Genomic DNA, 11,625 nt, shown 5'->3' with positions numbered 1-11,625 from the left:
GGCCGGATCAGTCGGTCGCCGGTCCGGCCGACCAGAATCGCGTCTCGACGGCAAGCTTTCGCCCGGCCTCGAGGATCGCCGCGTCGGTGCCGAGCGACGTCGTCACGCTGCCCCGCTTCTCGTCATAGGGCGCGCCATGCAGCGCCGGCTCGCGCCACAGCCCGGTGGTGATGGTGATGCCGCGATAGACCAGTTCGCCATCGACCCGCGACAGGTTCATGCCGCCGGAGGACGAGCCACTGGCGTCGCAATCGGAGCGGTAGAAGGAGGTGATGCTCGACGAGATCGGCACCCGCCGGATCTTGCAGCCCTGCACCACCGGCACCTCGTTGGGCACCGCCTTCTCCATTCCCGCCGGATGGGCGGTAACGACGATCAGCTCGTCGCCGGCCTTCACCGCCTTGTCCTCCGCCACCGGAAACGGCTCGGCGCCCGGCACCGGCGAAACCAGCGGCACCACGGCGAAGTCGTAATTCGAGCCGGCTTTCGGCGGCAGCGCCCCGAAGACCGCGGACTCGGGCGCCAGGTCGATCTTCACCGCCTCCCAGTCCTGTGTCTTGAAGAAGCACGACGAGCGCCGCGCTCCGGTCTCCGGATCGAAGAAGATATGCGCCGCGGTCAGGATCTGCTGGTTGTTGAGGAACAGCGCGCCTGAGCCCAGCGACGGCGTCGGCTGGAAGCAGCCGACATAGCCGGACACCTTGCGGATGCGGTCGATCTCGTCCGGCGAAAGGCCGAGCGATGGCCCGATCACCAGGAGCGAGTCCCGGTCGTCGGTGCCGTCGATGACATTGGCGCTCGCAAAGGCGGTCGACAGAACCAGGGCAAGCGCGGGAAGGACGATTGATTTCATGATGCGGGCCGGCAGACCGTCAGATGGTGGGCGGGGCCGCATCTGATACAACCGGCAGCGCCATTTGCCAAACGGGGACGCCTATTCCGCCGCGTCCCGCCGTCCCGGCTGGTAGTTGAGGATCGGCGCCAGCCAGCGCTCGGCCTCGGCCATCGACCAGCCCTTGCGCCGCGCATAGTCCTCGACCTGGTCCTGCTCGATGTGCCCGACGCCGAAATAGTAGCTCTCGGGATTGGCGAAATAGACGCCGGAAACCGAGGAGGCCGGCCACATGGCGAAGCTCTCGGTCAGCCGGATGCCGGTCGCCGCCTCGGCGTCGAGGAGATCGAACAGCGTCTGCTTCTCCGTGTGGTCGGGCTGGGCGGGATAGCCCGGCGCCGGCCGGATGCCATCATAGCCTTCGCCGATCAGTTCGGCCGGAGTGAGGTTTTCGTCCGGCGCATAGGCCCACAGTTCCTTGCGGACGCGCTCATGCATCCGCTCGGCGAAGGCCTCCGCCAACCGGTCGGCCAGCGCCTGGCTGAGGATCTTGGAATAGTCGTCATTGGCCCGCGAGAAGCGCTCGGCGATCGCTTCCTCGCCGATGCCGGCGGTCACGGCGAAGCCGCCGATATAGTCGGCCCGGTCGCTGCCGACCGGCGCGACGAAGTCGGCCAGCGCCACATGTTTGCGCCGGTTGCTGGAGCGCGCGATCTGCTGGCGCAGCGTATGCAGGCGCGCCCGTTCGGTTGTCCGCGTCTCGTCGGCATAGACGACGATGTCGTCGCCGTCGGCATTGGCCGGCCAGAAGCCGACAACGCCGCGCGCCGTCAGCCAGTTTTCCTCGACCAGCTTGGTAAGCATCGCCTGGGCGTCGTTGAACAGCGAACGCGCCGCCTCGCCGACCTTCGGATCGTCGAGAAGCAGCGGGTATGTTCCCTTGATCTCCCAGGCCGAGAAGAACGGCGTCCAGTCGATATAGGGGACCAGTTCGGCAATCGGGTAGTCGTCGAAGGGGCGCGGACCGAGGAAACTTGGCGCCGTCGGCGTGAAGGCCGGCCAGTCGATGGCGTGGCGGTTCTCGCGCGCCTTGATGATCGACACGCGCTTCTTGTCCGCCTGGCCACGGGCGTGGCCCTCCGCCACCTTGCGATACTCGTCGCGGATGCCGGCCATGTAGTCGCCCCGCGTCGCGCCGAGCAGGCTGCCGGCGACGCCGACCGCCCGGCTGGCATCGAGCACATGGACGGTCTGGCCGCGCTCGTAATTCTGGGTGATCTTCACCGCCGTATGGACCCGGCTGGTGGTGGCGCCGCCGATCATCAGCGGCACCTCGAAGCCCTCGCGCTCCATCTCCGCCGCGACATGGCACATCTCGTCGAGCGACGGGGTGATCAGGCCGGAGAGGCCGATGATGTCGACCTTTTTCTCGCGCGCCGTCTCAAGGATCTTCGCCGCCGGCACCATGACGCCGAGATCGATGACCTCGTAGTTGTTGCACTGGAGGACGACGCCGACGATGTTCTTGCCGATGTCATGCACGTCGCCCTTGACGGTGGCGAGCAGGATGCGGCCGGCGAGGTTGGATTCCTCGGAGCCGGAGATCCGCTTCTCCTCCTCCATGTAGGGCAGCAGGTAGGCGACCGCCTGCTTCATCACCCGCGCCGACTTGACCACCTGCGGCAGGAACATCTTGCCGGAGCCGAACAGGTCGCCGACGACGTTCATGCCGCTCATCAGCGGGCCTTCGATGACGTCGAGGGTCTTGTCGGCCGCGGCGCGCGCCTCCTCGGTGTCCTCGATGATGAAGTCGGTGATGCCCTTGACCATCGCATGCGACAGCCGCTCGTTGACCGGCCATTCGCGCCAGGCGAGGTCGACCTCCTTGCGCGCCGACGCGCCACCCTTGTAGCGCTCGGCGACTTCCAGAAGACGCTCGGTCGAATCCTCGCGACGGTTGAGGACGACGTCCTCGGCCAGCTCGCGCAGTTCCGGGTCGATGTCGTCATAGACCGGCAGCGCGCCGGCATTGACGATGCCCATGTCCATGCCGGCCTGGATCGCGTGGTAGAGGAACACCGAATGCATGGCCGCGCGCACGCTCTCGTTGCCGCGGAACGAGAAGGACAGATTCGACACGCCGCCGGAGATATGGGCGCCCGGCAGGTTCTGCCGGATCCAGCGCACCGCCTCGATGAAGTCGACGCCGTAATTGTTGTGCTCCTCGATGCCGGTGGCGACAGCGAAGATGTTCGGGTCGAAGATGATGTCGCTCGGCTCGATCCCGACTTCCTCGGTCAGGATGCGATAGGCGCGGGCGCAGATCTCCGTCTTGCGCTTGAAGGTGTCGGCCTGGCCCTCCTCGTCGAAGGCCATGACGACGACCGCGGCGCCGTAATTGCGCACCTTGGTCGCCTGCTCGCGAAACGGCCCCTCGCCTTCCTTCATCGAGATCGAGTTGACGATCGACTTGCCCTGGACGCACTTCAGCCCGGCCTCGATCACCGACCATTTCGATGAGTCGATCATCACCGGCACGCGGGCGATGTCCGGTTCCGCCGCCATCAGGTTGAGGAAGGTGACCATCGCCGCTTCGGAATCGAGCAGGCCCTCGTCCATGTTGACGTCGAGGACCTGCGCCCCGTTCTCGACCTGGTCGCGGGCGACCTCGAGCGCGGTGTCATAGTCGCCCGCTGTGATCAGCTTGCGGAAGCGGGCCGAGCCGGTGACGTTGGTGCGTTCGCCGATATTGACGAAGGTGGCTGTTGGTTTTGTCATGATGCGACTTCAAATGCCTCGAGACCGGATAGCCGGAGCTTTGGTGTTGCCGTCGGCAGCACGCGCGGCGCCGCCCCCTCGACGGCCTTGGCGATCGCCCGGATGTGATCCGGCGTCGTTCCACAACAGCCGCCGACGATATTGACCAGCCCGGCTTCGGCGAATTCGCCGAGTTGCGCCGCCATCGCTTCCGGGCTCTCGTCATATTCGCCGAATTCGTTCGGCAGGCCCGCGTTGGGATAGGCGCAGGTCAGCGTATCGGCAATCCGCGAAATCTCGTCGATATGGCCCCGCATCTCCTTGGCGCCGAGCGCGCAATTGAGCCCGATGGTCAGCGGGTGGGAATGGCGCAGCGAATACCAGAAAGCGGTCGGCGTCTGGCCGGACAGCGTCCGCCCGGAGAGATCGGTGATCGTGCCGGAAATCATCACCGGCAGCCGCACGCCCTTCTCGGCGAAGACATTCTCCAGCGCCATAACGCCGGCCTTGGCGTTCAGCGTGTCGAAGATCGTTTCGTAGAGGATCAAGTCGGCGCCGCCGTCGATCAGGCCGCTGGCCGCCTCGCCATAGGCGGCGACGAGGTCGTCGAAGGTGACGTTGCGAAAACCGGGGTTGTTGACGTCGGGCGAGATCGAAGCCGAGCGGTTGGTCGGGCCGATCGCGCCGGCGACGAAGCGCGGCCGGTCGGGCGTCTCGGCGGTGACCTCGTCGCAGGCCTCGCGGGCAAGCCGCGCGCCTTCCCGGTTCAACTCGTAGGCCAGCGCCTCCATGCCGTAATCGGCCTGGGCGATCGAGGTCGAGGAGAAGGTGTTCGACTCGACGATATCGGCGCCGGCGCGCAGATATTCGAGGTGAAAGCTCTTGATATGCTCGCCCTGGGTCAGGTTGAGCAGATCGTTATTGCCCTTGAGGTCGCTCGGCCAGTCCTTGAACCGCTCGCCGCGAAAATCCGCCTCGGTGAGCTTCAGCCCCTGGATCATCGTGCCCATCGCGCCGTCGAGCACGAGCACGCGCCTGGCGGCGGCGTCGCGGAGACGCTTCTCGGTTTCGCTGTAGTCAGCCATGGTTCGTTACTCCGTTACGCCCGCCTTGGCGGCAATGAATTCGAGCCGGTTGCCGAAGGGGTCGCGCATGTGGAACCGGTCCTTGGCAATCGAGTCGGCGCGGGTAATCTCCTGCCCCGCCGCGGTCAGGCGATCCGCCAGTCCGCCGATGTCATCGACGAGGATGCCCGGATGGGCAAGCGCCGCGGGCCGAAAGCCGGCACCGCAGCGAAAGTGAACTTCCTGTTCGCCGAGCCGCACCCAGAGAAAGCTGCGTCCCGCATTCTCGCGCGGCCGCGGGATTTCCTCCAGCCCCAGCAGATCGACATAAAAGCCTCGCGCCGCGTCCTCGCCGCCCTCGGGCACCTCGATCTGGATGTGATCGATGCCGAGGAAGGTCACGCCGCGGCCTCGGTCGGCGCCGGCTTGGCCGGCCGCATGCCGAGCAGGTGGCAGATGGCATAGACCAGGTCGGCGCGGTTCATCGTGTAGAAGTGGAAGTCGGTGACGCCGCGATCGACGAGGTCGAGCACCTGTTCGGCCGCGACCGCGGCGGCGACCAGCTGCCGTGTCGCCGGATCGTCCTCCAGCCCCTCGAAGCGCTGCGCCAGCCAGTCCGGCACCGAGGCGCCGCAGCCGGCCGCGAAACGCGCCACCTGGGCGAAGTTGTGGACCGGCGCGATGCCCGGAACGATCGGGATATTGATGCCGGCCGCCCGCACCCGCTCGACATAGGCCTCGTAGAGGTCGTTGTCGAAGAAGAACTGGGTGATGGCGCGGTCGGCGCCGGCATCGACCTTGCGCTTCAGCATGTCGATGTCGGCGGCAAGGCTGCGGCTCTCGGGATGCTTCTCCGGATAGGCGGCGACCGAAATCTCGAAATCACCGACCTTCTTGATGCCGGCAACGAGTTCCGCGCTGTTGGCATAGCCACCCGGATAGGGTTCGTACGCCGTGCCTACCCCGTCGACCGGATCACCGCGCAGCGCCACGATGTGCCGGACGCCGGCTTGACCATAGCCGCGCACTACCTCGTCGACCTCGTCGCGCTTCGAGGCGACGCAGGTCAAGTGGGCGGCGGGACGCAGCGGCGTTTCCTTGAGAATCCGCGTCACGGTCGCGTGGGTGCGCTCGCGGGTCGAACCGCCGGCGCCATAGGTCACCGAGACGAAGTTCGGCGCCAGGGGCGCCAGGCGCTCGATCGACTGCCAGAGCTTCTCCTCCATCGCCGGGGTCTTCGGCGGGAAGAACTCGAAGGAGACGCGAAAACTGGAGTCGGCTCCCAGCAGCCGGCTTGGGCGATTGTCTTTATCCTGCATCACGCTACCTCCCGATCGGCGTCGCCTGCGACGGCGATTCTTTGATCCCTGGCAAGCCACAGGATCACCTTGAGTTCATCGTCATCGCCCGACGGCAATTCGACCACCTGGTCGAGCTTCAGGCCGGGCGCCTGGACCCACTGGGCGACCTGGTCACGGCCGAAGCCGAGCCGCCGGTGGGCGTGTTCTTCCCGCAGGAATTCGAGATCGTGCGGGGCGAAGTCGACGATCAGAAGCCGGCCGCCGGGTCGCAGCACCCGCGCCGCCTCGGCCAGCGCCCGCTCCGGATCGTCGAGGAAATGCAGCACCTGGTGGACGACCACGAGATTGAAGGAATCGCGCGGCAGCGGCAGGTTGTAGATGTCGCCAAGCCGGACCTGGACATTGCCGATGCCGGCGCGGTCGAGATTGGCGCGGGCAACCGCCAGCATGCTCGACGACGCGTCGACGCCGATCGCCCGGCTGTAGAGCGGATTGAGGAGTTCCAGCATCCGCCCGGTGCCGGTACCGAGATCGAGCAGGCTGTCGAACGGCCGCTCGCCGATCAGGTCGGCGACGGCAGTCTCCACCGCATCCTCGGCGACATGCAGGGCGCGGATCTTGTCCCATGCACCGGCATTCTCGGTGAAATAGCGATCCGCCTCGCTGGCATGATCCTGCTTGATCTGGGCAAGCCGCTCGCGGTCGCGCGCCAGCACCGGATCGTCCGGATCGGCCGCGGCCAGCAGTTCATCGGCGAAGCGCCGCCCGGCCCTGCCCTCGGTCAGGCGGTAGAAGACCCAGGCGCCTTCCGGATAGCGATCAATCAGCCCGCCATCGGACAACAGCTTGAGATGCCTGGAGATACGCGGCTGCGACTGGCCGAGGATCGCGGTCAGGTCCTTTACCGACAACTCCGCCTGATGGAGAAGCGACAGGATTCGCAGACGCGACGACTCGCCGGCCGCCCGCAGCGCGGCCAGAAGCGCATCGATGGAGAATCGTTCCTGCATGGTCTCGGTGCCGCTGATCATTTGTTGTGAACATATACATATCTTTATATGTCGTGAAAAGCCCTGACATCCGGCGCCGTCGTCATTGACAGACACAGGCCAATAAATTAACCATTTGATTAAATAATGGAGATGCTGTCATGGCCGCAGCCCCCGCCGTCACCACCGTGTTCGGCGCCCTGTCCGATCCGACGCGTCTTGCCATCGTCGAGCGCCTCCTTACCGAGGGCGAGCACTCGGCCGGCGAGATCGCCGCCCCCTTCGCCATCAGCAAGCCGGCGATCTCCAAGCACCTGCGCGTCCTCGAGGAGGCCGGCCTGATCGAGCGGCGGGTTGCCCGCCAGTGGCGGGTCTGCCGCATTCGCCCAGAGGCGATCCAGGTGGTCGACGACTGGATGCAGCAATATCGCCGGTTCTGGGAGGGGTCTTTCGACCGCCTCGAAAAACTGCTCGCGGCTCGTGAAGGAGAGGAAAGCGACAATGGCCGACCCGACAAGTAACGCCAACAGTGCCTCCGCCGTCCGCGAGGGCTCGGAGGCCGACCGGACGCTGGTCGTCGAGCGCGTCTTCAAGGCGCCGCCCGAGACGGTCTTCGCCGCCTGGACCGACCCGGACATCCTCGTCCAGTGGTGGGGGCCTGAGGGTTTCCACACACCCGAGCGCAGCATGGACGTGCGACAGGGCGGTGCCTGGCGGACAGTGATGCGCAACGCCGAGGGCGAACCGCACGCCGTTTCGGGCGTCTATCACGAGATAACCCCGTCGCGCCGGCTGGTGATGACCTGGGGCTGGGAGCAGCCCGACGGCAGCCGCGGTCACGAAACGCTCGTCGAGCTGACCTTCGAACCGACCGAAGACGGCACGCGGCTGAAGCTCGTCCAGCGCCTCTTCGAGACCACCGAAGGCCGCGACCGCCACAACATGGGCTGGACCTCGAGCCTCGACTGCCTCGAGCAGTTTCTCGGCTGAGCGGGCCGCCGTCGGCATGGCCGGCGGCGCTTCCCGACGGCGGAGGTTCCTGTCGGCGACGGACGTCCGAAATGTGTCGGCATGGCACGATACCGTGCTATGCGAACCAAGTTCCCGCGGCGGAAACCTGGCCGCCTGACCGACCGTGGCGCCCTTGACGATCAGGGTGGCCACGCTAAGAAAACCATTGGCTATCGCCAGCGGCCAATGCTCATCCCGATCATCAGATTCGATATGAATTTGGCGACGACCACGCTGCGTCATGTCAGGAATGGAAACGTCGCCGAATGACTGCCGCGCCTGCCGCATCGATCATCATCTCGGCCTATAATCGGCCGAAGGTCGTCTCCTTCGCCATCAGGTCGGTGCTGGCGTCGGATTTCGCGGATTGGGAACTGATCGTCGTCGGCGACGGTTGCAATGCCGAGACCGAGGCGGCGATCCGTGCTTTCGACGACCCCCGGCTGCGGTTCGAGAACCTGCCCGCCAATACCGGACACCAGTCCTCGCCGCACAATCGCGGCGTCGAGCTTGCCCGCGGCGCCTTCGTCATGTTCCTCAACCAGGACGACCTTTATTTCGCCGATCATATCGGCCGCCGGCTGGCCTTCATGCGCGACACCGGCGCCGAGATTTCGTGGTCACCCGTCATCGCCTTCCGGCATGCCGGCCTCGACACCGGCCCCGCCGATGTCGACCGGGACAAGCTGACGCTCGACGGCGCGACCGGCGACGGCGCTTTCGACCCGGAGAGCTTCGTCATCTCGTCCTGCTGGGCGGTCCGCCGGGACATCTGCGGCGCGGTCGGGCCGTGGATGCAGCCCGAGGAGACGCGCCTGTCGCCGTCGCAGGAGTGGCTGCACCGCGCCCATCGCCAGGGCCGCAAGATGATCTACCACCCCTATGTCTCGGTCCTGTGCATCCACTCCGGCGCCCGCCGCCATTCCTATATCAGCCCGGAATCCCCCGAGCACGACCGGGCCTGGGGCTGGCTCGAGGACGGCATGGCGGAACGGCTCAACATGATGCACTGCATCGCCGTGCAGCAGGCCAACGAACGGGTGCGCATGCAGAAGCGACTGGCGCGGCGCGAGCGTCCCCTCCAGTCCCTGGCGGAGCGGGCACTGGCCAGGATCGGCGTCCACCCCACCACGACGCAGGCGCTCTTCAGCGGCGTCGGCAAGGGCGAAATGGTCGGCAAGCACCGCCAGTTCACCTCACGGCCGCCGCCGCTGCCCATCGGCCAGCAGGTGGCCGTCGGCAAGGCCGCCGCCGATGGCCATGTCGGCCGTGGCTGGCACATGAACGACGGCAAGTCGCGCTGGACCTCGGCCGCGACCTCGGAGATTCTCTTCTCGCGCCCCGATGACGAGCCGGACGACATCCCTTCGTCACTGGAGATCTGCGGCTTTCCGCTCCGCGACGAAGAAGCCGTCACGTTCCGGATCAATTCGGAGCAGCCGGTCACCATGACGATGAGCCGGACCGAACGGATGGCGACAATCGACCTGCCGTCAGCGGACATCTGCCGCCTGACGATTTCCATCGAGGCGCCGACCAGCCCGGTCAAGCTCGGGCGATCGATGGATCAGCGGATCCTCGGATTCTGCATGGTCTGGATACGTCGCGTGCCCCGCGACGACGACCCGCTGGCCGACCACGAACAGAGCGCCGAGCAACGCGCCGGAAAGAAAGCGAAAGGAAACTGATGCGGGTAGCCGTACTGGGTGGCGGGTTGCAGGGTTGCTGCGCCGCGCTGGCAATGGCCGACAGGGGCGCGCATGTCACGATCTTCGATCGGAACGACAGCCTGCTGACGCGGGCCGGCGCCGCCAACGAGGGCAAGATCCACCTGGGCTACATGTATGCCGGGGACCGGAGCCTGAAGACGGCCAGGACGATGATGATCGGGGCGCTGTCCTTCGAGCCGTTCCTCAAGCGCCATCTCGGCGCCGCCTCGCCCGCCCTCAGGACCTCGGCGCCCGCCACCTATGTCATCCACCGCGACGCGCAGCAGCCGGCCGACGAGATCGCCGCCTATCTCGGCACCGTTCATTCACTGATCGCCGAGCAGGCCGCGAGCGATCCCTCGGCCTATTTCGGCATGGACCTGACCGCGCCGCCGCGTCGCCTGTCGGCCGCCGAACGCGCAGCCGGCTTCGACCCCGAACTCGCCGTCGATGCCTACCAGACGGCCGAAGTCGCCATCGACCCGATGGTTGTCGGCGAGGCGGTGCGCGCCTGCATCGCCGACCATCCGCGGATCGAAACCCGACTCGGCTGCGAGGTCCTCGATGCACGCGACGAGGCCGACCAGATGACGGTCATCGGGCGGGAGGGGAGCGGCGCGGTCGCCGAGCCGTTCGACCAGGTCGTCAACGCGCTGTGGTGCGGACGACTGGCGCTCAACGAGGCCGTCGGCCTCGAGACCGGGCGCGCCTGGGTACATCGCCTGAAATACGGCGTCAGCTTTCGTTTCCCCGAAGGCGCCGAAAGGCCGCCCAGCGCGACCTTCATCCTCGGCCCCTTCGGCGAGGTGGTCAGCTATGGCGAGGGCCTCACCTACCTGACCTGGTATCCGGCTTGCGTCCGGGCGATCTCGCGCGACCTCGCCCCGCCGCAATGGGCGACCTACCCCGACGACCCGCTCCGCAGCGAGGTGCTGGAGGGCACGCTGACGGCGATGAAGGATATCGTCCCGGCGCTGAGGGGGCTCGATCCCGCCGCGCTGCCGGAAGCGACGGTGAAGGGTGGCGCTATCGTCGCCTGGGGCGCCACTGACATCTACGACCCCGGCAGCGAGTTGCACCGGCGCTACGAAATCGGCGTCACCAGCCGCGGGCGCTTCCACTCCGTCGATCCCGGCAAGCTGACCATGGCGCCCTATTTTGCCGAGCAATGCGCCGACCGGGTGCTCGGCCGGGCCTAGACTGTCGCGCCGTCCGTTTCCGTCATCGCAGGCTGACCAGCGGCTGTCGCCGGTCGGCGATCGTCACCCGCACCGTGCCGCCGGCGAAGCGGCCGACGAGGTCGCCGAGATCCGCCACCGCCGCATCGAGGTCGCCCTCGCCGTTCGACTGCACCGTGACCACCGCCCGGTCGGTCAGCGCCGTCACCAGCGACCGCAGGTCCTGTCGCCAGTTCCAGCGCCGGCAGAGGATCTTCTCGTCGTCGGCATAGACCACCTCGCCCGGCTTCGGCGGATCGGACTGCGGCGCGTCGCCGGCGCCGGAGGCCATGTCGAGGAACTCGTCGCCGGGCCGGCTGTAGCGGAAGGCGAGGTCGCCGCTCACCCTGGCCAGGTCATCGGCGCCGAGCGGCATGACATGGGTCAGCGACACCGCGTTATAGGCATCGACGAAGGGGTTGATCCGCGGCAGCCCCCTGCCCGCCTGGACATTCTTGACCAGCCGCTCGACCGACGAGCGGTAGCTGGTCTTCTTGATACCGAAGGCGCGATAGGCGCGCCGCCATGCGGCGACGCCGGGTATCTCGGAAAGCTCCCGCCCCGCCCATGCCTCCCGGGCGGCGGCCTCGCGCTCGGCGATGATCGCCTCCAGCGCATCCGGACGATCGCCGCCAATCTCCAGCCCGTCGGCGATCATCACGGCGACGCGAAAGTCGGGGAAGTCGGCGATGATGTCCGAAATGTCGATGTTCATGGGGCTACCGGATACACCGTGGACTCCCCT

10 protein-coding genes and 1 pseudogene are annotated in these 11,625 nt (G+C 66.8%); 5 read left to right on the top strand and 6 right to left on the bottom strand.

All coding sequences use genetic code 11. The features are described 5' to 3' along the window. Positions 1 to 7: 7 nt before the first annotated feature. The 5 genes and pseudogenes from BLT60_RS14600 to BLT60_RS14580 all read right to left on the bottom strand — a co-directional run bounded on the left by BLT60_RS14600 (position 8) and on the right by BLT60_RS14580 (position 6,985). On the bottom strand, positions 8 to 853 hold the full coding sequence (locus tag BLT60_RS14600; protein WP_175478453.1) for a S1 family peptidase: 846 nt from the start codon (positions 851 to 853) through the stop codon (positions 8 to 10). An 81-nt stretch (positions 854 to 934) separates the two neighbouring features. Then, a pseudogene (gene metH / locus BLT60_RS14595) lies at positions 935 to 4,674 on the bottom strand (methionine synthase). A 6-nt stretch (positions 4,675 to 4,680) separates the two neighbouring features. Continuing rightward, positions 4,681 to 5,055: a VOC family protein gene (locus BLT60_RS14590; RefSeq protein ID WP_090877271.1), complete on the bottom strand. Its 375-nt coding sequence runs from the start codon at positions 5,053 to 5,055 to the stop codon at positions 4,681 to 4,683. After that, entirely contained in the window at positions 5,052 to 5,972 is a 921-nt protein-coding gene (metF, locus tag BLT60_RS14585) for a methylenetetrahydrofolate reductase [NAD(P)H] (protein ID WP_090877270.1), read from the bottom strand. Before metF ends, BLT60_RS14590 begins: the two co-directional genes overlap by 4 nt. Continuing rightward, positions 5,972 to 6,985, bottom strand: coding sequence for an ArsR/SmtB family transcription factor (locus BLT60_RS14580; RefSeq protein WP_244521277.1), 1,014 nt, complete (start codon positions 6,983 to 6,985; stop codon positions 5,972 to 5,974). Before BLT60_RS14580 ends, metF begins: the two co-directional genes overlap by 1 nt. 119 nt (positions 6,986 to 7,104) lie before the next feature. On the opposite strand from BLT60_RS14580, the gene BLT60_RS14575 reads away from it, so the two are divergent. The 5 genes from BLT60_RS14575 (at position 7,105) to BLT60_RS14560 (ending at position 10,862) form a co-directional block, all read left to right on the top strand. Beyond that, the gene (locus BLT60_RS14575; protein WP_090877268.1) at positions 7,105 to 7,464 is read left to right on the top strand and encodes an ArsR/SmtB family transcription factor; all 360 of its coding nucleotides are present in this window, start codon (positions 7,105 to 7,107) and stop codon (positions 7,462 to 7,464) included. Continuing rightward, on the top strand, positions 7,445 to 7,933 hold the full coding sequence (locus tag BLT60_RS14570; protein WP_090877266.1) for an SRPBCC family protein: 489 nt from the start codon (positions 7,445 to 7,447) through the stop codon (positions 7,931 to 7,933). Before BLT60_RS14575 ends, BLT60_RS14570 begins: the two co-directional genes overlap by 20 nt. A gap of 99 nt (positions 7,934 to 8,032) precedes the next feature. Beyond that, entirely contained in the window at positions 8,033 to 8,224 is a 192-nt protein-coding gene (locus BLT60_RS24070; RefSeq protein ID WP_139167847.1) for a hypothetical protein, read from the top strand. After that, positions 8,221 to 9,642, top strand: coding sequence for a glycosyltransferase family 2 protein (locus BLT60_RS14565; protein ID WP_090877264.1), 1,422 nt, complete (start codon positions 8,221 to 8,223; stop codon positions 9,640 to 9,642). The genes BLT60_RS24070 and BLT60_RS14565 overlap by 4 nt, the downstream gene beginning before the upstream one ends. Continuing rightward, positions 9,642 to 10,862 carry an FAD-dependent oxidoreductase gene (locus BLT60_RS14560; protein ID WP_090877261.1) on the top strand — a complete coding sequence of 407 codons (1,221 nt, stop codon included), beginning with the start codon at positions 9,642 to 9,644 and terminating at the stop codon, positions 10,860 to 10,862. The genes BLT60_RS14565 and BLT60_RS14560 overlap by 1 nt, the downstream gene beginning before the upstream one ends. Before the next feature lie 22 nt (positions 10,863 to 10,884). On the opposite strand, the gene BLT60_RS14555 is transcribed toward BLT60_RS14560, so the two are convergent. Beyond that, entirely contained in the window at positions 10,885 to 11,595 is a 711-nt protein-coding gene (locus BLT60_RS14555; RefSeq protein WP_090877259.1) for a B3/B4 domain-containing protein, read from the bottom strand. Positions 11,596 to 11,625: the final 30 nt, after the last annotated feature.

It is taken from the genome of Bauldia litoralis (assembly GCF_900104485.1).
Classification (GTDB): Bacteria; Pseudomonadota; Alphaproteobacteria; order Rhizobiales; family Kaistiaceae; genus Bauldia; species Bauldia litoralis.
Note: the sequence above shows the minus strand (reverse complement) of the source record. Positions and strands in the feature narration are given on the sequence as shown.

Bases quoted from the DNA above. Each gene is read 5' to 3' on its own strand.
- BLT60_RS14600 (WP_175478453.1), bottom strand. From the start codon at position 853: ATGAAATCAATCGTCCTTCCCGCGCTTGCCCTGGTTCTGTCGACCGCC.
- metF (WP_090877270.1), bottom strand. From the start codon at position 5,972: ATGCAGGATAAAGACAATCGCCCAAGCCGGCTGCTGGGAGCCGACTCC.
- BLT60_RS14580 (WP_244521277.1), bottom strand. From the start codon at position 6,985: ATGATCAGCGGCACCGAGACCATGCAGGAACGATTCTCCATCGATGCG.
- BLT60_RS14575 (WP_090877268.1), top strand. From the start codon at position 7,105: ATGGCCGCAGCCCCCGCCGTCACCACCGTGTTCGGCGCCCTGTCCGAT.
- BLT60_RS14570 (WP_090877266.1), top strand. From the start codon at position 7,445: ATGGCCGACCCGACAAGTAACGCCAACAGTGCCTCCGCCGTCCGCGAG.
- BLT60_RS24070 (WP_139167847.1), top strand. From the start codon at position 8,033: ATGCGAACCAAGTTCCCGCGGCGGAAACCTGGCCGCCTGACCGACCGT.
- BLT60_RS14565 (WP_090877264.1), top strand. From the start codon at position 8,221: ATGACTGCCGCGCCTGCCGCATCGATCATCATCTCGGCCTATAATCGG.
- BLT60_RS14560 (WP_090877261.1), top strand. From the start codon at position 9,642: ATGCGGGTAGCCGTACTGGGTGGCGGGTTGCAGGGTTGCTGCGCCGCG.
- BLT60_RS14555 (WP_090877259.1), bottom strand. From the start codon at position 11,595: ATGAACATCGACATTTCGGACATCATCGCCGACTTCCCCGACTTTCGC.